This is a genomic window from Nonomuraea sp. NPDC049637 (assembly GCF_040675235.1).
In the GTDB taxonomy this organism is placed as follows: domain Bacteria; phylum Actinomycetota; class Actinomycetes; order Streptosporangiales; family Streptosporangiaceae; genus Nonomuraea.
This window is the reverse complement of the sequence record NZ_JBFAOM010000041.1, coordinates 55929-74520: the sequence shown is the minus strand read 5'-3', so window position 1 is coordinate 74520 and position 18592 is coordinate 55929. Positions and strand designations below refer to the sequence as shown.

Genomic DNA, 18592 nt, shown 5'->3' with positions numbered 1-18592 from the left:
GGATGCCGGCGGGGCCGACGGAGTGGTTCGAGGAAGCGCGGTTCGGGATGTTCGTCCACTTCGGGCTCTACAGCCTCGCCGCCCGGCACGAGTGGGTGCGCAGCCGGGAGAAGATGCCGGACGAGGACTACGACCGCTACCTGGAACAGTTCGATCCCGACCTGTTCGACGCGGCCGAGCTCGCCAGGAACGCCCGCGCCGCCGGGATGCGCTACGCGGTGCTGACCGCCAAGCACCACGACGGGTTCTGCCTGTTCGACTCCGAGCTCACCGGCTACACCAGCGTCCGCGCGGCCGGCCGGGACCTGGTCGCCGAGTTCGCCGCGGCCATGCGGGCCGAGGGCCTGCGCGTGGGGCTCTACTACTCGCTGCTCGACTGGCGTCACCCCGACTTCACCATCGACCAGTACCACCCGCTGCGTGACAGCGCGCCGCCGGACGCGAACGCCACGCGCGACATGGCCCGCTACCGGGCGTACATGAACGGGCAGGTACGCGAGCTGCTGACCGGGTACGGCCCGATCGACCTGCTCTTCTTCGACTTCACCTACCCGGCGAAGGGGCCCGCCGACTGGGGTGCGGAGGAGCTGATGGCGACCGTGCGCGCCCTGAACCCGCAGATCGTGGTGAACGACCGCCTCGGCATCCCCGGCGACTACGTGACGCCCGAGCAGTACCAGCCCGACCGGCCGCTCACCCGCGACGGCGTCCAGGTCAGGTGGGAGGCGTGCCACACGCTCAACGGCTCCTGGGGGTACGACCGCGACAACCACGACTACAAGGACCCGGCGCTGCTGATCCGGATGCTCGTCCAGTCCGTCGCGTGCGCCGGCAACCTGCTGCTCAACGTCGGGCCCACCGGCCGGGGCGCGCTCGACCCGCGGGCCCGGCACACGCTGGCCGCGATCGGGGAGTGGATGTCCCTGCACGCCAGGGCCGTGCACGGCGCGGGGCCGAGCCCGTTCACCCCGCCGCCCAACGCCCTCTACACCCAGCGGGCCGGCCGCCTCTACCTGCACCTGCTGTCCTGGCCGCTCAAGCACGTCCACCTGCCCGGCCTCGCCGGACGCGTACGCTACGCCCAGTTCCTCCACGACGGCTCCGAGGTGCGCTTCCACCAGGCGGACGGGGACCAGCACGAGCACAACAACCTCGCCCTGCCGGGCCAGCCGCCGGGCACGCTCACGCTGACCCTGCCCGTCGCCGCACCGGACGTGCCGCTGCCGGTCGTCGAGCTCGTGCTGCGCGACGACGATGGTTCCTGACGTCACCGCGCGGCCGGTGTGGGACGCGGCGCCCGCCGGGGCCCGCGACGCCGTCCTGGCCGCCGCGGCCGAGGAGCTGGCCCGGCCGGCCCCGCACCTGTCCCTGGACGACTGGGCCCGCACGTTCCGCGACGGGGCGCGGGCCGTCCACGAGGACAAGACGCGGCGGCTGCGCGAACGCGTGGACGTCCTCGCCCTCGCCGCCGTGCTCACCGGCGAGGTGGCCCCCGCGACCGCGCCCCCCGGAGCGTGCCCGCACCTGGACGCCGTCGTGGACGGGCTGATGGCGCTCGCCGAGACGAGCACGTGGTGCTGGGCGCCGCACGATCGCGGGGCCGCGGCCCGGGGCGAGGTCGTGCCCGATCCCGACGACCCCTTCCTCGATCTGGGCGCGGCCGAGATCGCGACGCTGTTCGCCTGGGCCGACCACGCGCTGGGCCCGCATCTGGACATCCGGGCGCCGGGGCTGCGCCGCAGGTTGCGCCGCGAGGCCGACCGGCGGGTGCTCACGCCGTTCGAGCGGGTGCGCGACTGGCACTGGATCGGCCGCGACGGCCGGGCTAACAACTGGAACCCCTGGATCCACGGCGCCGTCCTGGCGGCCGCGCGGCTGCTCTGCGACGACGTCCGGCGGCGCGAGCGCCTGGTACGCCTGGCCGCCGAGGGGCTGGACCACTACGTCGCCTGGCTGCCCGACGACGGCGGGATCGACGAGGGCATCGCGTACTGGTGGCAGGGGGCGTGCCGGCTGCTGGAGGCGCTGGACCTGCTGGAGGACCCCGGCCCGCCGGTGCTGCCCGCCCTGCTCGCCTATCCGCCGCGCATGCACCTCGGCGCGGACTGGTACGTCAACACCGGCGACGCTCCCGCCCGGCTCTCCGGCGAGCGGCCGTGGCAGGTGCTCTTCCGCTGGGGCGAGCGCCTGGGGCAACCGGGGACCGTGGCGTACGCGGTGGCCGCCGCACGCGGGTCCGGCGGCGTCGTCCAGCCCAGGGCCGGGCTCGGGCGCGCCATGACCGCGCTGGCCGACCGGCGATGGTGCCGGGCGGTCACGTCCGGCGGGACGCCGGACGGCTCGCCCTGGCTGGCCCGCGAATGCTGGCTGCCGCGCGTCCAGGTCATGGTCGCGCGCGAGCGGGCCGGGAGCGCGGACGGGCTGACCGTGGCGGCGAAGGCCGGCCACAACGGCGAGCACCACAACCACCTCGACGTCGGCTCCTACTGGGTGGCGCTCGACGGACGGCCGATGGTCGTGGACGTCGGCCAGCCGACCTACACCGCCGCGACCTTCGGCCCGCGCCGCTACGAGGAGTGGCCGTTCCAGAGCGCCTGGCACAACGTGCCGGAACCGGGGCACGGGCAGCTCCCGGGGGCCGAGCACGGCGCGCGGGACGTCGCCGTCCGGTTCGACGAGGGCCAGGCCGTCCTGCGGGCGGACCTGAGCGCCGCCTATCCGGCGGGTCTGCTCACCCGCTGGGAGCGGGTCGTCCGGCTGGTGCGCGACGGCCCGGAGCCGTCCGTCACCGTCGAGGACACATGGGCCGCGGGCCCGCGGACGGTGCTGTTCCGGCACGTTCTCGCCGGCGAGGTCGCGTGCGAGCCGGGCCGGGCGGTCGTCACGGCGGAGGGGGGACCGCCGCTCGAACTGCGCTGGGACCCCGCCGTCGGCGTCGCGTCCGTCGAGCACCGGGACATCGACGACCCGCGCCTCGCGCGCAGCTGGGGCTCCCGGCTGACCCGGCTGACGCTGGCCGTCACCGGCCCGGGGAGCGGCGGCCGGTTCGCCGTGAGCTTTCGCCGGCACTCACGAAATGACTCTTGAACAAGTTAGGTATGCCACATAACATCACCTATCGATAGGCGATGGACGTAGACGGTGGTCGATGTCGCCGCGTCGATCGTGTCGAGCCGCCACGCCGGCCCGCGCAGCCCGACCCCCTCACCCAGGTGGCCCCCGGGCGGGCGGCTCCCGAAGACGGCCAGTCCACCCCCGACCTTCCACCGGTCATGACTATGCAATTGGAGCGTGCAGCGGATATGGGAACACAGTTGCGCCGGGCGTGCGCGGTCGCGGTGGCCGCCACCACCGTGGTGGCCGCGGCCACCGCCTGCGGCGGCGAGGACCCGGCGCAGGCCGGCGCCACGACTCTGCGGATCATCGTCAACATCAGCCCGAACCTGACCGAGCAGTACTGGAAGGGACTGTTCGCGAAGTACGAGCAGAGCCACCCGGGGGTGAAGGTCAACCTGGAGCTCACCGGGACCGTCTCGGCGACCGCCAAGCTCACCCAGGACCTCGCCGCCGGCGACCCGCCGGACATCGCCCAGCAGATCACCCCGACGAAGGAGAACGCCGCGCTGTTCGCCGACCTCACCGGCGAGGCGTGGACCGCCCAGACCCCGCTGGCCGACCAGTACGCCGTGGACGGCAAGCGCTACCTGGTCGGCGTCGGCCAGCAGATCCAGTCGCTGGTCTTCTACAACAAGGCCGCCTTCGCCAAGGCCGGTCTCGACGCCACCGCCATCAAGACGCTCGACCAGTTCCAGGACGCCATGGCCAAGCTGAAGAGCGCCGGCTACACGCCGCTGCAGAGCGCCGGGCAGTGGGTGCCGGGAGCGCAGTTCTCCCTGATCGCCGACTCCGGCGTGCTCACCGCCGACCCGGACTGGACGGTCAAGCGCAAGCAGAACCAGGTCTCCTTCGCCACCGGCGACTACCTGAAGTACCTCCAGCGCTTCCGCAGCTGGATCGACCAGGGCTACCTCGACAAGAGCGCGCTCGGCCTGACCTACGCCGACGGGCAGACGGCCTTCCTCGACGGCAAGTCCGCGATGTACGTCATGGGCTCCTTCTTCGTCCCGGCCGCCGACGCGGCCAAGAAGAGCGACGAGATCGGCGTCTTCTCCATGCCGACCGACGGCTCGTACCCCACCGGCCAGTACGGCAACATCGCCAGCCCGTACGTGGTCGTCAACGCCTCCAAGCACAAGACGGCCGCGATCGACTTCGTGAAGTGGCTGGTCACCGACCCGGCCGCGATCGAGAGCCAGCTCGCCGCCGACGGCAACCTGCGCAAGGGCTTCACCTACAAGATGTCCAGCCTCGGCACGCAGGTCCAGAAGATCCTTGAGGAGGCGCCGTCCGTCCTGGTCAAGTCGGGCGAGCGCCAGCCGGTCGAGGGTTATCCGGCCGAGCTCAACACGCAGGTGCAGAAGCTGTACACGGGCGCCACGGCCGAGCAGGTCGCCGCCGGTTTGGACAAGTGGTGGAACTCGCAGAGCTGACCCGGCGGCCGGAGCGGCAGGCGTCCGAGCCTCGGCGCCCGCGCCGCGAGTGGCTGCCGGCCAGGTACCGGGCCAGGGCGGTGACCTTCGGGCTCGTCGCCCCGTCCGTGCTGGTCTACACGGTGATGACCGTCGTCCCGGTGGGCGTGGCGGTCTACCTGAGCCTGACGGACTGGAACGGCTTCTCCGACGCGGTGTTCATCGGCTTCGAGAACTACCTGCACCTGTTCGACGACCCGAGCTCGACCGGCGCCTGGTACGTGACCGCCCTCGTCGCCGTCACCGGCACCCTGCTCATGATCGGCGGCGGTCTGGCGTACGCGCTGCTGCTCAAGGAGCGCTCGCGGACGAACTCGTTCTTCCGCACGCTCGCCTACTACCCGCACGTGATCAGCGCGCTGATCCTCGGCTTCCTCTGGGCCGCGATCCTCGGCACCAACGGCGCCGTCAACAGCACACTGCAGCACTTCGGCATCGGGCCCGTCGGCTTCCTGTTCGAGGAGAACCTCGCCCTGGTCTCGCTCATCGCGGTGATCGTGTGGGCCGGCTTCGGGTTCAACGTCGTGTTGTTCGTCGCCGCGCTCCAGACGGTCCCCGCCGAACTGCTGGAGGCCGCGGCGATCGACGGCGCGACCCGGCGCCAGGCCAACCTGCGCGTGGTGATCCCGATGATCTCCCCGGTGGTGACCGTGGCCACCGTGCTGAACCTCATCGGCCTGATCAAGACCTACGACCTGGTCGTGAGCCTCACCAACGGCGGGCCCGCGGGCGCCACGCAGACGTACTCGTTCCTCATCCTGGCCAGGTCCTTCGAGGGGACGAAGGTCGGTTACGCCAACGCGCAGGCCGTCTTCCTCATGGTCGTGTGCGCCGGCCTCGCCCTGCTGGTGACCGCCGCGCGCAACCGGCAAGACCGCGCCACGACGAGTTAGGGGACGGTGATGATCGAACAGCCGCAGGCCGCCCACGGCAGGCGCCGCTCCTTCGTGCGCCCGGTCATGCTGGCGCTGCTCCTGGTGGCCATGACCGTGCCGGTCTACCTGCTCGTGGTCAACAGCTTCAAGTCCCAGGACGACATCCTCGGCAACCCCTTCTCCCTCCCGTTCGGGGACCTCACCTTCGAGTACCTCGCCAACGCCGTCAACAGCCCCCAGTACAACGTGATCCGCAGCTACGGCTTCACGCTGTTCCTGGTCGTCGTCGTGGACGTCCTGTGCATCCTGCTGGCCGGCCCGGCGGCGTACGCGATCGCGCGCAGCCTCAGCCGCCGCTCCCAGCTGCTGCTGCTGTACTTCCTCGCGGGCACGTTCATCCCGGGCGCCGCGCTGGTGATCCCGGTGATCTACGTGCTGCGCTCGGTCGGCCTGGCCAACACCGTGGCCGGCCTCGTGGCCCACGACGTGGCCTCGACCCTTCCGGTGAGCATCTTCCTGTTCGTCGGCTTCATCCGTACCATTCCGGCCTCCATCGACCAGGCGGCGATGATCGACGGCGCGGGGCGGCTGCGCACGTTCTGGACGATCATCTTCCCGCTGATGCGGCCCGCGGTGGTCACCGTGCTGATCCTCAACTCGATCGGGATCTGGAACGACTTCGTCAGCCCGCAGATCCTGCTCAGCCCCGGCTCCGGCCGGTACACGGTGACGACGGCCATCTACGCCGGGATCAGCCAGTACTCGACCGACCTGACCAGGGTGTTCCCCAACCTGCTGCTGGCGGTGGCACCGGTCGTCATCTTCTTCGTCTACATGCAGCGCCACATCATCAGCGGCCTCACGGTCGGCGCGGTCAAGGGCTGAACGGCCCGTCACGGAAAGAGGGACCATGACGTTGTTACGCAATCGGCGGCCGCGCGCGGCCGTGGTAATCGCGCCGGTGATCGCGACGATGATCGCGGTCGTGTCGGCGGCCGTCCCGGCGGCGGCCGAGCAGGGCGCGGGCGGCACCACGTACCACGTCGCGCCGTGGGGCAGGGACTCGGCCGGCGGCCGGTCGGCCGCGACGGCCTTCCGGCACATCCAGCGGTGCGCCGACGTCATGACGCCCGGCGACACCTGCCTGATCCAGTCGGGCACGTACGAGGAGACCGTCGTGCCCGCCAGGTCGGGCGCCGCCGGACTGCCCATCACCTACCGGGCGGCCCCCGGCGCGCGCGTGACGGTGAGCGGCGCCAAGCGGATCAGGGGCTGGTCCCCGGTCACCACCCGGGACGTGGCCCGCATCGCGCAGTGGGACCCGTACGCGCCGGACTCGCCCTTCGCCCAGGCCGTGCGCGACGGTCGCGTCCACAGCGCCCGCGCCGACCTCGGACCCGACGTCACGACCGTGCAGACCTTCACCGACCAGCGGATGAACGTCGAGGCCCAGTGGCCCTACCCCGGCCTCGACCTGCTCGAACCCGCGGTGCGGTACGCCGGCCCCGGCAGCGCGGAGGCCACCGTCGCCGACGACGCGCTGACCCGCCCGGCCGGCTACTGGACCGGCGCCCGCGTGACGACGAACTACTGGTACATCACGGCGACCTCCACGATCAAGAGCTCCGACGTGGGCTCGGTCGTGCTCGACGCGGCGCCGCCGTGCGTCCACAAGGTGATCCCGAAGGACACCCGGTACGCGCTCGCCGGCAAGATCGGCGAACTCGCCCACCCCGGCACCTGGTTCTACGACCCGGCCGGCAAACGGCTCTACCTGTACAGCGAGGACGACCCCAACCGGCACGTGATCGAGGCCAAGGCCCGCACGCTGGCCTTCGACCTGCGGAACACGAGCCACACGACGATCGCCGGCGTCGGCCTGTTCGCCGCCACCATCGAGACCGGGCCCGGCAGCAGCCATGTCGTGATCGACGGGATCACCGGCAGGTACCTGTCGCACTACACCGACATCACGCGCGGCGCCACCGACTGCGGCTCCACCGTCACCCGGGGCGTCGCCGACACCGGCATCGTGCTCAACGGCACGGACAACCAGGTCGTCGACAGCGACCTGTCACTCAGCGCCGGAAACGGCATCGCGCTGCGCGGCATGCGGAACACCGCGACGAACAACGTCATCCACGACGTGGACTACCTGGGCACCTACGCGGCCGGCGTCGCCGTGCAGGGCAACAGCCAGACGGTCACGCACAACACCATCTACCGGGTCGGCCGCAGCGGCGTGAACCTGCAGTGGGACAACGCCGCCGGCGGCACGCCGGGGCCGGACCGCATCGCCTACAACGACATCTCCCAGTACGCCCGGCTGAGCCTGGACGTGGCCGCGGTCTACACCTGCTGCGGCTCCGACATGCTGGGTACCTCGATCGACCACAACGTGCTGCACGATCCGGCGCCGAGGTGGGGCGCCACCAAGTTCGGGGTCACCGGCGTCTACGCCGACAACGGGCAGAGCAACATCACCATCGCCGCCAACGTGGGCTGGGGCAACCCCGAGGGGACCGTGATGCTCAACGGCCTCGGCGGCGGCTCGCACAACAACGGCGTCTACAACAACACCGGCGGCATGACGATGTTCTACGTCAAGGAGCCCGGCAACTCGACGGGCACGAAGGTCTACAACAACATCGGCCCGATCCGCGGCCTCGACGGCGCCACGAACGGCGGGATGGTGCTGTCCAACAACCTGCCGGCCGACGTCGACCCGCTGTTCGTCGACCCGGCCGGGCGCGACTACCGGCTGTCGGAGGCGTCCCCGGCGCGCAACCGGGCGATCCCGCTGCCCGGCGTCAACGACGGTTCGACGGACCCGCTCCCGAGCCTCGGCGCCTACCAGTACGGCGCCCCCAAGTGGGTGGCCGGAGCGACCCGCTAGGACGACCGGGCGCAGCAGCAGCCCCGGCGTCCGTGGCCGCCACCACGGGCGCCGGGTCCGGTGCGCGCAGGGCGTGCTCCGGGAGGTCGTCAGAGAGGGCGGTGCATGATGTGCAGTCCGACGTAGCCCTTCGCCGGGCTCCGGAAGCCCTCCGGCACGGTGCCGAGCACCTCGAATCCGAGTTTCCGGTACAGGCGCACCGCCGCCTCGTTGGTCTCCACGACCGCGTTGAACTGCATCGAGCGGAAACCCGTGGTGCGGGCCCACTCGATGGTGTACTCGCACAACGCGCGGCCCACACCACGTCCGGAATGTGCTGGATCGACCATGTAGCTGGCGCTCGCGACGTGCGAGCCGTTGCCCATCTGGTTGTTGTTCATCTTCGCGGTGCCGAGGATCGTGCCGTCGTCGTCGACCGCGACGACCGTACGGTTCGGGGCGGGCAGCAACCACCAGCCGCGCCCCTCTTCCTGACCGAGATCGAGCGGATAGGTGAAGGTCTCACCGGCGGCGACGATCTCGCGGAAGAACGGCCAGATGGCCGACCAGTCGTCCACGGTGGCTTCCCTGATCAGCATCCGCCCAATATACCGGCGACGCCGAGACGTCAGGCGAGCCTCCGGAGCGCTCTGATGCTGCCACCCTTGTGCCATGGTTCGCACATCACTGATCGCATGCTGCTTAGCCGTCTCGCTCGCCGGCTGCGCAGGTGACCCGGTTCCGGTCGAGTCGTCCAGGTCCGCTCAGCCGGAACCCGCCGCCGCCCCGCAGACTCCGCTGCAGCAGAGCGCCGTTCCCGGCACGCAACGGTATTACGCCACCGAACTGCGACCCGGCGACTGCATCGAACCCCTTCCCCAGACGTTCCTGGTGACCGTCGTCCCCTGCCATGTGCCGCACTCGGCCGAGTTCGCCACCACCTACGTCCTCCCGCAGGGGCCCTATCCGGAGGCGGACATGACACGGCTCGCGGAGAACGGATGCCTTCCCAGAATGCGCGTCAAGAAGTCGAAGAGGGATGTCATCGGGATGACGTGGCTGGGGCCGGCCGCGGAGGACTGGCCCCGCTACCGGACCGTGTACTGCCTGGCCGTACGCACGGACGGCCAGAAGACGACAGGCCGGGTGGTCGAGTGAACCACCGAGCCACGGCGGCCATGACCGCGACCGCCGTCAGGTGGACTTGATGAAGGTGTGCAGGTCGTCGTTGAACCGGTCACGGTGGGTGACGAACAGGCCGTGCCCGCCGGTCGGGTACTCCAGGTAGGTCGCCCCGGGAACCAGCTGGGCGGTGCGCCGCCCGGTGACGGCCACCGGCACGGAGGCGTCGGCGGCCCCGTGCACGACCAGCGCGGGCACGGCGATCTCGGCCAGCGAGGCCCGGTGGTCGAAGGTCATGGCGGCCCGCTGGTACTGGCGGATCGCCCACGGCGAGACCTCAAGGCACTGCCGCAGCGTGAAGTCCACCTGTGCGGGGGAGATCTCGTTGCCCAGGTGCGTGGCGAAGAACGCCTGCGCCCGCTGGGCCAGCCACTTGGGACGGTCGGCGTCCAGGGCCGCCATCGAGGCCTCCAACATGGCGCCCGGCACTCCCTCGGGGTTGTCGTCGGTCTGCAGCAGGAACGGCAGCATCGCCGAGACGAACGCCACCCGCGCGACCCGTTCGTCACCGTGGCGGGCCAGGTACCGGGCGACCTCGGCGCCGCCCATGGAGTGACCGACCAGGGTGACGTCACGCAGGTCGAGCAGCTCGATCAGCTCGGCCAGGTCGTCGGCGCCGGTGTCCAGGTCGTAGCCCGCCGAGGGGCGGTCCGAGCGGCCGTGGGCCCGCCGGTCGAGGGCGACGCAACGGTAGCCGCGCTCCACGAAGTACGGGATCTGGTACTCCCACATGTCGGCGGAGAGCATCACGCTGGCGACGAAGACGATGGGCTTGCCCTGGCCGTAGTCCTCGTAGGCGAGGCGGGTGCCGTCCGTGGTCTCGAAGAACATCTCATGACTCCTTATTTCGTGCGATGTCCTGAGCTTGTCAGTCAGAGGTAAGGGCGACAATTACGTCCCAGGTAAGCGTGCGCGGCCCCACATCAGCATGTTGACGCTGCCGGCACCGCATGTTGTGATCCACACAGGCGTATTTCGTACTGGTTCAGTAGGAAATCAGGTGGTCATGAGGCTCCTCCAGAGTGCGGCCGCGGTTGTCATGCTCCTGGTGAGCGCGGCGGGCATCCAGGTCGCGCGGAGCGGACCGGCGCAGGCGGCTCTGCCCACCGCCGCCGTCGCGCTCGGCGACAGTTTCATCAGCGGGGAGGGCGCGGGGGACTACCAGCCCGTCGTCGACGCCTCCGGTACGGCCCAGTCCTTCCCCGGCTGGTCGGCGGCCAACAGCAACGCCTACTTCTGCCACCGGTCGGCGAACGCCTCGGTGTTCGCGGCGTCGCTCCCGGGCATCCAGCAACGGTTCAACCTCGCGTGCTCGGGCGCCCAGCCCGCCGACATCGCCAGCCCCTCCAGCGCCAGGGCCGAGGGCCGCACCGTCGCCTCGCAACTCGACCAGCTGCGCGCCGTCGCCCGGACGCACGACATCGACGTCGTCCTCGTCGGCCTCGGCTCCAACAACACCCAGTTCACCTTCGGCGACGTGGCCACGCTGTGCGCCAACCGCTTCATCGCCGACGCCTGGACCGGCTGGTGGGAGTTCTGGGCCTACCTGAAGGGCGAGGTGCCGCAGAAGCCCTGCACCGCCTCGGACCTGGCCACCGACGCCGAGGTCGCCGCCGCCACCGCCGAGACCACCGCGGCCCTGCGCCAGATCCTCGACACCCTCGACCAGATCGACGCCGACGGCAGCCACCAGGTGATCCTGCAGACCTACACCAACCCGCTGCCGCCCGACGTAGCCCCGCAGTACTACGACGAGGACGGCCGCACCGACACCCGCGACAAGTTCCGCGCCCTCGGCGCCGAGCGCTACGCCGCCGGGTGCCCCATCCACCGTGCGAGCCTGGCCCCCGGGCACGTGTTCTCCCAGAACCTCGGCTCACTGGTCAAGAACGCCTTCACCACGCTGGCAGCCGAGCGCCCGGCGGCCGACCTGCGCGTCCTGGACGTCCAGAGGGCGTTCGACGGGGCCAGGCTCTGCGAGAACCCCGGCAGCCCGGCCGGTGCGCTCGCGACGCCGGTCCGCGTGCAGGACGGGCCGTCCGGCACGTTCGTCACCAGCCTGTCGGGCTGGGACAAGATCGGTATCCAGCGCGCGGCGAACACCTGCGTCACCTACTTCCAGACCTGTCAGGAGTCGTGGCACCCCAACGCCGCGGGCCACACTGTCCTCGGCCAGTGCCTGACCGGCGCCCTCACCGCGGCGCCCCGCGCGGTCGTCACGTGCGCCCGCAACCCGGACGGCACGCTCACCCTCTCCTGACGTCTCCTCGGCCGCGCGTCCGGCTGTCTGCGGCCGGACGCAGCCGCCCGAGCCGCCGCCGGCTCAGGAGCCGCCGGCCCCCAGAAGGCCGTGTTCCCGTACGAGGTCGAGGAAACCGGTCGTCAACGGGCCGGGCCGCCCGTCCTTCCACACCACGGCGATCTGCCATGCGGCCGCCGGATGGCGGACCGGCGTGATCACGACAGACGGGGGCGCGATACGGCGGGCGCTGGCCGGCACGAACGCCACCCCTGCGCCGGCCGCCACCAGCGCGAGCACGGTCTGCAGGTCCCGCGCCTCCTGGACGACGGCAGGCCGGATCGCGACGGCGGTGCACAGGCGGCTGATCTGCCCGGCCAGCCCCGGCCCTCTCTCCTGCGCCAACTGGAGGAAATCGTGGCGGGCCACCCACCCGGCGAGATCGCCGAGGTCGTGCGGCGGCCGGTCGTCATGGCCGGCCCAGGCGAGGGCGAGGCGGTCGCCGGCCAGTGGCAGCCGTCCCCATCCGCCTTCGAGGGGCAGGCGGACGAAACCGACATCGAGGTCGCCCGCGCCGATCCGGTCAAGCTGGGCCTGTGACGACATGTCATCCAAGGTGACGTGCACGTCGGGGTGGCGCCGCCGGAACGCGGCGACGATCCGGGGGGCCAGGTCGATGCTCGACAGCCCGAAGCCGACCGCCAGCCTCCCGGCCTCGCCGGCAGCCATGCTCGCCATCCGCCGCGCGAGCGCGTCGGCCTGCCGCAGGAGCGCCTGCGCGTCCGGGAGCAGGACGGCGCCCAGACCGGTCAGCACGGCCCCGTGCCGGCCGCGGTCGAACAGCCGGCCTCCCACCTGCGCCTCCAACGACTGGATCTGCTTCGTGAGCGTCGGCTGGGTGACGTTCAGCGTACGCGCGGCGCGGCCGTAGTGACCGTGCCCGGCGACCGCGAGGAAGGCGCGCAGCAGAACCATATCCATTCCGGGAGCCTATCGAACAGCGGAAAAGATTCATTGGACGAATGGGAAGCGCATGCGCTCTCCTGGTGAACCACCCCAAGGATCCGGAGGTTCGCGATGGCGCGGAACGACGAAGCGGCCGAGACCCCAACGCCGGCACTGCGGTGCGCGACCGTGCAGTTCGAGCATCGTCCCGATGACAAGACCTACAACCTGGCCCAGGTCGAGCACTACGTGCGCCTGGCGAGCGCGGACGGCGTGCAGGTCGTCGCCTTCCCGGAGATGTGCCTGCTGGGGTACTGGCATCTCCGCCGCCAGACCCCCGAGCGGCTGCGGGAGCTCGCCGAGCCGGTGGACGGTCCGGCCGTCACCGCCGTCCGCGCGCTGGCGGCCGAGCACGGCGTCGCCGTGGGGGTCGGCTTCCTGGAGAGCGACACGGACGGGCGGCTGTTCAACAGCTACGCCCTCTGCCTCCCGGACGGATCCGTCCATCGTCACCGCAAGCTGCACGCCTTCGAGCACCCGGCGATCAGCAGCGGCGACGCCTACACCGTCTTCGACACCCCCTGGGGCGTCCGCATGGGCATCCTCATCTGCTGGGACAACAACCTGGTCGAGAACGTCCGCGCCACCGCGCTGATGGGCGCCTCGATCCTGGTGGCGCCCCACCAGACCGGCGGCACCGCCTCGCGCAGCCCCCACGGGATGCGCCCGATCCCCGTGGAGCTCTGGCGGAACCGGCACGGCGCCCCGAAGGCGATCGAAGCCGAGCTGCGCGGCCCCAGCGGACGCGAGTGGCTGATGCGCTGGCTGCCCGCCCGGGCTCATGACAACGGGCTGTTCGTCCTGTTCAGCAACGGCATCGGCGAAGACGACGACGAGATCCGCACCGGCAACGCCATGATCATCGACCCCTACGGCCGCATCCTCGGCGAGACCTGGGCGGCCGCTGACGACATGGTCACCGCCGACCTCGACCTCAGCCTGCTGCCGCTCTCGACCGGCCGCCGATGGATCCAGGGACGACGCCCGGAGCTCTACGGCATCCTCACCCGCCGGTTCGGGGACGAACGCGAGCCTCGCGCCGCCCGCTTCGCCACCGACCCGGTGCCACTCCTCCGCGCCCCCGGCAGCGGGCCCGGCGACGCGGGAGCCTGAGTCCCGGCGCCGACGCGGCGCACCGGGCCGGTTGGGCGCGGAGCCGCCCGTGGCCGGTGTGCCCAGTCACTTTGTCGGTCGCGCCCGCCATACTCGCCGCTGTCGATCAAGAGGAAGACGGGATGCGGCGTGGAGGTATCGGCATGAGCGTGGAGCGCACGCTGACGTTCGTCGGCGGAGGTTCGGCCAAGTTCTGGGAGGTGCGCCAGGACGGCGCCGAGCTGCACATCCGGTACGGACGGCTGGGCGCGGCCGGTCAGACACAGGTCAAGTCGTTCGGCTCGGCCGCCGCCGCCACTGCCGCCGCCGACAAGCTGGTGGCGGAGAAGGTGCGCAAGGGCTACGCGGAGGACGGCACGGCTCCCGCGTCGCAGGCAGCGGCCGGCGGCGTCGAGGACGAGCACCGGCTGACGTTGCCGCCCGCCTGGTTGCGCGCTCTTCACCCCCGGCGGGGCGGAGCCAAGGCCCCGGCGCACCGGCCGGACCCGAGCGCGCCGCAGAAACTGGCCGCCGAGCTGGGCAGACGCGGGAAGGGGCTCGCCGACATGGTGGCGAGGTGCCCCGACCCGGAGCTCGCGTCCGCGGGCGCGGCGTACCTGGCGGGGGAGCCCGCCGCCACACCGCTGGGCGCGGCGGTGGTCGTCAGGGCGGTGGCCGCGTCCCTGCCGTGGAACGAGCGCGAGCTGTTCTCCCTGTTCCCCGACACCTGGCTGGCCGAACGCGGCCCGGTGTTCGCGGCGGTGGCCGTGACCGAGCTGGCCTCGCTGGACTACGGTCACGACGGGGGCGCCTCGGTGGTCCGCCGGCTGACCGACGGCCAGGCCCCCGACCCGTGGCTCGGCTGGGCCTCCGGCGAGCAGATCGACGCCCGGGTCCGCGCCGTGCTGGCCGCCGCGTCCGACGACGAGTACGCCGAGGTCGTCGCGGCGCTGGAAGTGAGCCGCGCGGGCGGGCTCCACCACCGCGTGGCCGCCTCCTTCCTGGCGCCCACCGAGACCGCATGGGTCGCGGCCGACTGCGCCGAGGTGAGCCAGGTCCTCCCGGCGCTCGCCGTCCGCCTGATCGCCGCCGTCAGCACGCCGGAGCACGCCGAGCTGATCGCGGACCAGGTGCGTGGCGTCTACCTGGGGGACTCCTTCACCCTGCCGGCCACGGTCGTCGACGGCATGGGCGAGGCGGCCGTGCCGCTGCTGGCCGGCTGGGTGGACCACGCCTACGGCGCGGACAGCCGCAAGCGGCTGCTGCACATGCTCGCCGACCTGCCCTACGACACGGCGATGCGGGCGATCCTCGACCGCGTCGAGCAGAAGTACACCCAGGCGGCCTTCCTGCGCGCGGCCTCCCGTTTCCCCCGCCGCGCGATGCGGATGCTGGCCGAGTCCGGCGGCAAGGCCGCCGACCTGCTGCTGCGCACCCACGTGGCGGCCCGTCCCGACCTGGTGGAGGAGGTGCTCGCGAGCCTCGGCGACGGCGCCGCCGCCGAGCGTCTCGACAGGGTCGTGACCGCCGGGACCGTCGCCGCCGCTCCGCCGCAGGCGCTGCCCGAGGTGCTGGTCAGCCCGCCCTGGACCCGCCCGCGCAAGCCGCGCAAGGTGGTCGTGGTCGACGGCCTGGCGTGCACCGACGAACCGGCCCTGTCGTGGGCGCCGGGCGAGCAGGACAATTGGCGTTCCTCCCGGGCGGCGAACTCCTGGGGCCGGGCCTGGCGCCGGAGCTGGAAGGACGTCGCCCGCGACATCGCCGAGAGGCGGGGCGCCCGCTGGACGGACCAGATCGCCCTGTTCGTCGCCGGGCCCGAGGAGCTGGCCGCGCCGCTGATCGGGAAGTGGCGCCCCGGCGACCTGTGGGGGGCCGGCGACTGGATGCCGACGGTGGTGGCCAGGTTCGGGCCGGCGGCGCTGCCCATGGTGGTCGACAGCGCCCGGCGCGGTCCCAGCTCGGTCGCCGCGTCGCTGCTGCCGTTCGCGGCGCCGGAGGTCGCCGTGCTGATGGCCGACTGGCTGGCCCGGCTGAAGTCCGTCCGCGCCACCGCGCTGGCGTGGCTGAACCGTCACCCCGGAGCGGCCGCCAGGGCGCTGATCCCGGCGGCTCTCGGCAAGCCCGGCGTGGCCCGGCTCCGGGCCGAGCGGGCGCTGGCGGCGCTGGTCGCGGGCGGCCACCGCGACACCGTGGCCGAGGCCGCCGCAGGGTACGGGCCCGCCGCCGAGGCCGCCGTCGCCGACCTGCTCGTGGCCGACCCGCTCGACGCGCTGCCCGCCAGGATGCCGGTGCTGCCCGAATGGACGGAGGTCGCCGTCATGACCCCGATCCACCTGCGCGGCGAGGCGGGCGCGCTGCCCCCCGAGGCGGCCCGCCACGTGATGACGATGCTGGCGATCTCCAAGCCCGGCGACCCGTACGCCGGTCTGGCCGTGGTCAAGGAGGCCTGCGACGGCCGCAGCCTCGCCGACTTCGCCTGGGCGCTGTTCCAGTGCTGGCAGGCGGCCGGCTACCCGTCCAAGGAGAGCTGGGTGATGGACGCGCAGGCGCTGCTCGGCGACGACGAGACCGTACGGCGGCTGACCCCGCTGATCAGGACCTGGCCGGGCGAGGGCGGGCACGCGCGCGCGGTCACCGGCCTGGACCTGCTGGCCTCCATCGGCTCCGAGGTGGCGCTGATGCACCTGCACGGCATCGCCGAGAAGGCCAAGTTCGGCGGGCTGAGGAACCGGGCCAAGCAGAAGATCGACGAGGTCGCCGCCGAGCTCGGCCTGAGCCCGCAGGAGCTGACCGACCGGCTGGTGCCCGACTTCGGCCTGTCCGCCGACGGCAGCCTGACCCTCGACTACGGCCGCAGGCGGTTCGCGGTGGGCTTCGACGAGCAGCTCAAGCCGTACGTGGCCGACGCCTCGGGCAAACGGCTGAAGAACCTGCCCAAGCCAGGCGCCAACGACGATCAGGAGCTCGCGACCGCCGCCTACCGGCGTTTCGCCGGGCTGAAGAAGGACGTGCGCTCCGTGGCCGGGGACGCCATCCACCGCCTGGAGCAGGCCATGGTCAACCGGCGTCGCTGGAGCGCCGGCGACTTCGGCCGGCTGCTCGTCGGCCACCCGCTGCTCCGGCACATCGTCCGGCGGCTCGTATGGGGTCTGTACGACCCGTCGGGCCGGCTCACGGGCACCCTGCGCGTGGCCGAGGACCGCAGCTTCGCCGACGTCCAGGACGACGCGCTGACGTTGCCCGAGGACGCCCTCGTCGGCGTGGCGCACCCGCTGGAGCTGGGGGAGGACCTGGCCGCGTGGGGTGAGGTGTTCGCCGACTACGAGATCCTGCAGCCGTTCCCGCAGCTGGGCAGGGAGACGTACGAGCTGGATCCGGCGCTGGTGGCCGAGATCGAGGCGGCCAGGATCCCCACCCGCGCGGTGCTCGGCCTGGAGCGGCGCGGCTGGCGGCGCGGCGCGCCCCAGGACGCCGGCTGGCAAGGCTGGATCGAGCGGGACGTGCCCGGCGGCAGCACCATCACGATCGGCCTCGATCCGGGCATCGCGATCGGCCACGTCGACTTCGCCGACGAGCAGACCCTGGTCCAGCTGGGGCTCGACGGCCTCGATGCGATCACCACCTCCGAGATCCTCCGAGACCTCAGGGAGATCACCCGATGAACGGACACGCCCAGCGGCCCCCGGCCGAGATCCGCTACGCCGGCGAGCTGGCCAGGCTGCGGGAGCACGACACCGACGACCGGCCGCCCGGCTGGGCGCTCAGCCTGCGGGCCGCCCGCCGTTTCGTCCTCGGGGACGAGAAGCTGGGCGTCAGCCGCAAGTTCGTGGGCGATCCCTCGCTGATCGACCGGTCCCTGGTGACGCTCGCGACCAACCGCGGGCTGATGCTGGTGGGCGAGCCCGGCACGGCGAAGTCGCTGCTGTCCGAGCTGCTGGCCGCGGCCGTGAGCGGCACCTCGACGCTCACCATCCAGGGCGGCGCGGCCACCACCGAGGACCAGATCAAATACTCCTGGAACTACGCGCTGCTGGTCGCCGAGGGCCCCTCCACCCGGTCGCTGGTGCCCGCGCCGCTGCTGCGCGGCATGGCCGAGGGCAAGGTGGTGCGCTTCGAGGAGATCACCCGGTGCCCGCTGGAGGTGCAGGACTGCCTGCTGTCACCGCTGTCGGACCGGGTGCTCGCCGTACCGGAGCTGAGCGGCCCGGAATCGATGGTGTTCGCCCAGGAGGGGTTCACGATCCTGGCCACCGCCAACACCCGCGACCGCGGCGTCAACGAGATGAGCGCCGCGCTCAGGCGCCGCTTCAACTTCGAGACCGTCTTCCCGATCGCCGACTTCGACACCGAGCTGGCGTTGGTGGAGGCGGAGGCGGGGGCGCTGCTCAAACGCTCGGGCGTCACCGCGCCGCCGCGCCGCGACGTGCTGGAGGTCCTGGTCACCACCTTCCGCGACCTGCGCCAGGGGCAGACCGCGCGCGGCGAGGCCACCGACCGGCTGTCGGGGGTGATGAGCACCGCGGAGGCCGTCTCGGTCGCCCATGCCGTCGGGCTGCGCGGCTGGTTCCTGCGCCGCGAGCCGGGCACGGCCGCCGACCTGGTCTCCTGCCTCGCCGGCACGGCCGCCAAGGACAACCCGGAGGACCTGGCCAAACTGCGCAGGTACCTGGAGCGCAGGCGGCACGGCGACCAGTGGCAGGCCCTGTACGAGGCCCGCCACCTGCTGCCGGGCTGA

14 protein-coding genes are annotated in these 18592 nt (G+C 72.1%); 11 read left to right on the top strand and 3 right to left on the bottom strand.

Annotation, left to right across the window (positions count from 1 at the left end; all coding sequences use genetic code 11):
* Window positions 1–2 precede the first annotated feature (2 nt).
* The 6 genes from AB0J71_RS38585 (at window position 3) to AB0J71_RS38560 (ending at window position 8360) form a co-directional block, all read left to right on the top strand.
* Window positions 3–1265, top strand: a complete 1263-nt coding sequence (locus AB0J71_RS38585; protein ID WP_364419032.1) for an alpha-L-fucosidase — start codon at window positions 3–5, stop codon at window positions 1263–1265.
* Window positions 1255–3087 (top strand): heparinase II/III family protein, encoded by a 1833-nt coding sequence (locus AB0J71_RS38580; RefSeq protein ID WP_364419030.1) that lies wholly within the window; start codon window positions 1255–1257, stop codon window positions 3085–3087. The genes AB0J71_RS38585 and AB0J71_RS38580 overlap by 11 nt, the downstream gene beginning before the upstream one ends.
* 215 nt (window positions 3088–3302) lie before the next feature.
* On the top strand, window positions 3303–4550 hold the full coding sequence (locus tag AB0J71_RS38575) for an extracellular solute-binding protein (RefSeq protein WP_364419028.1): 1248 nt from the start codon (window positions 3303–3305) through the stop codon (window positions 4548–4550).
* Window positions 4532–5482 (top strand): sugar ABC transporter permease, encoded by a 951-nt coding sequence (locus AB0J71_RS38570; RefSeq protein ID WP_352323591.1) that lies wholly within the window; start codon window positions 4532–4534, stop codon window positions 5480–5482. The genes AB0J71_RS38575 and AB0J71_RS38570 overlap by 19 nt, the downstream gene beginning before the upstream one ends.
* A gap of 9 nt (window positions 5483–5491) precedes the next feature.
* A complete protein-coding gene (locus AB0J71_RS38565; RefSeq protein ID WP_364419026.1) occupies window positions 5492–6349 on the top strand; it encodes a carbohydrate ABC transporter permease in 858 nt (285 codons plus the stop codon).
* Between the two features lie 25 nt (window positions 6350–6374).
* Complete coding sequence (locus tag AB0J71_RS38560; RefSeq protein WP_364419024.1) at window positions 6375–8360, top strand: right-handed parallel beta-helix repeat-containing protein; 1986 nt, start codon at window positions 6375–6377, stop codon at window positions 8358–8360.
* An 89-nt stretch (window positions 8361–8449) separates the two neighbouring features.
* Here the strand turns inward: AB0J71_RS38560 and AB0J71_RS38555 are convergent, their stop codons facing one another.
* Window positions 8450–8938, bottom strand: coding sequence for a GNAT family N-acetyltransferase (locus tag AB0J71_RS38555; RefSeq protein ID WP_352323594.1), 489 nt, complete (start codon window positions 8936–8938; stop codon window positions 8450–8452).
* Window positions 8939–9011: 73 nt separating this feature from the next.
* On the opposite strand from AB0J71_RS38555, the gene AB0J71_RS38550 reads away from it, so the two are divergent.
* Entirely contained in the window at window positions 9012–9497 is a 486-nt protein-coding gene (locus tag AB0J71_RS38550; protein WP_352323595.1) for a hypothetical protein, read from the top strand.
* Window positions 9498–9533: 36 nt separating this feature from the next.
* Here the strand turns inward: AB0J71_RS38550 and AB0J71_RS38545 are convergent, their stop codons facing one another.
* Window positions 9534–10352, bottom strand: a complete 819-nt coding sequence (locus tag AB0J71_RS38545) for an alpha/beta hydrolase (protein WP_352323596.1) — start codon at window positions 10350–10352, stop codon at window positions 9534–9536.
* 175 nt (window positions 10353–10527) lie between these two features.
* Here AB0J71_RS38545 and AB0J71_RS38540 point away from each other — a divergent pair, with 175 nt between their 5' ends.
* Window positions 10528–11781, top strand: coding sequence for a hypothetical protein (locus tag AB0J71_RS38540; RefSeq protein WP_364419022.1), 1254 nt, complete (start codon window positions 10528–10530; stop codon window positions 11779–11781).
* A 63-nt stretch (window positions 11782–11844) separates the two neighbouring features.
* Here the strand turns inward: AB0J71_RS38540 and AB0J71_RS38535 are convergent, their stop codons facing one another.
* A complete protein-coding gene (locus AB0J71_RS38535) occupies window positions 11845–12741 on the bottom strand; it encodes a LysR substrate-binding domain-containing protein (protein WP_364419020.1) in 897 nt (298 codons plus the stop codon).
* 153 nt (window positions 12742–12894) lie between these two features.
* Here AB0J71_RS38535 and AB0J71_RS38530 point away from each other — a divergent pair, with 153 nt between their 5' ends.
* The 3 genes from AB0J71_RS38530 to AB0J71_RS38520 all read left to right on the top strand — a co-directional run bounded on the left by AB0J71_RS38530 (window position 12895) and on the right by AB0J71_RS38520 (window position 18592).
* Complete coding sequence (locus AB0J71_RS38530) at window positions 12895–13878, top strand: nitrilase family protein (RefSeq protein WP_364419018.1); 984 nt, start codon at window positions 12895–12897, stop codon at window positions 13876–13878.
* Between the two features lie 143 nt (window positions 13879–14021).
* Window positions 14022–17519 (top strand): DUF4132 domain-containing protein, encoded by a 3498-nt coding sequence (locus AB0J71_RS38525; protein WP_364419015.1) that lies wholly within the window; start codon window positions 14022–14024, stop codon window positions 17517–17519.
* A complete protein-coding gene (locus AB0J71_RS38520) occupies window positions 17516–18592 on the top strand; it encodes an AAA family ATPase (RefSeq protein ID WP_352323601.1) in 1077 nt (358 codons plus the stop codon). The genes AB0J71_RS38525 and AB0J71_RS38520 overlap by 4 nt, the downstream gene beginning before the upstream one ends.

Bases quoted from the DNA above. Each gene is read 5' to 3' on its own strand.
- AB0J71_RS38585 (WP_364419032.1), top strand. From the start codon at position 3: ATGCCGGCGGGGCCGACGGAGTGGTTCGAGGAAGCGCGGTTCGGGATG.
- AB0J71_RS38580 (WP_364419030.1), top strand. From the start codon at position 1,255: ATGGTTCCTGACGTCACCGCGCGGCCGGTGTGGGACGCGGCGCCCGCC.
- AB0J71_RS38575 (WP_364419028.1), top strand. From the start codon at position 3,303: ATGGGAACACAGTTGCGCCGGGCGTGCGCGGTCGCGGTGGCCGCCACC.
- AB0J71_RS38565 (WP_364419026.1), top strand. From the start codon at position 5,492: ATGATCGAACAGCCGCAGGCCGCCCACGGCAGGCGCCGCTCCTTCGTG.
- AB0J71_RS38560 (WP_364419024.1), top strand. From the start codon at position 6,375: ATGACGTTGTTACGCAATCGGCGGCCGCGCGCGGCCGTGGTAATCGCG.
- AB0J71_RS38555 (WP_352323594.1), bottom strand. From the start codon at position 8,938: ATGCTGATCAGGGAAGCCACCGTGGACGACTGGTCGGCCATCTGGCCG.
- AB0J71_RS38550 (WP_352323595.1), top strand. From the start codon at position 9,012: ATGGTTCGCACATCACTGATCGCATGCTGCTTAGCCGTCTCGCTCGCC.
- AB0J71_RS38545 (WP_352323596.1), bottom strand. From the start codon at position 10,352: ATGTTCTTCGAGACCACGGACGGCACCCGCCTCGCCTACGAGGACTAC.
- AB0J71_RS38540 (WP_364419022.1), top strand. From the start codon at position 10,528: ATGAGGCTCCTCCAGAGTGCGGCCGCGGTTGTCATGCTCCTGGTGAGC.
- AB0J71_RS38535 (WP_364419020.1), bottom strand. From the start codon at position 12,741: ATGGATATGGTTCTGCTGCGCGCCTTCCTCGCGGTCGCCGGGCACGGT.
- AB0J71_RS38525 (WP_364419015.1), top strand. From the start codon at position 14,022: ATGAGCGTGGAGCGCACGCTGACGTTCGTCGGCGGAGGTTCGGCCAAG.
- AB0J71_RS38520 (WP_352323601.1), top strand. From the start codon at position 17,516: ATGAACGGACACGCCCAGCGGCCCCCGGCCGAGATCCGCTACGCCGGC.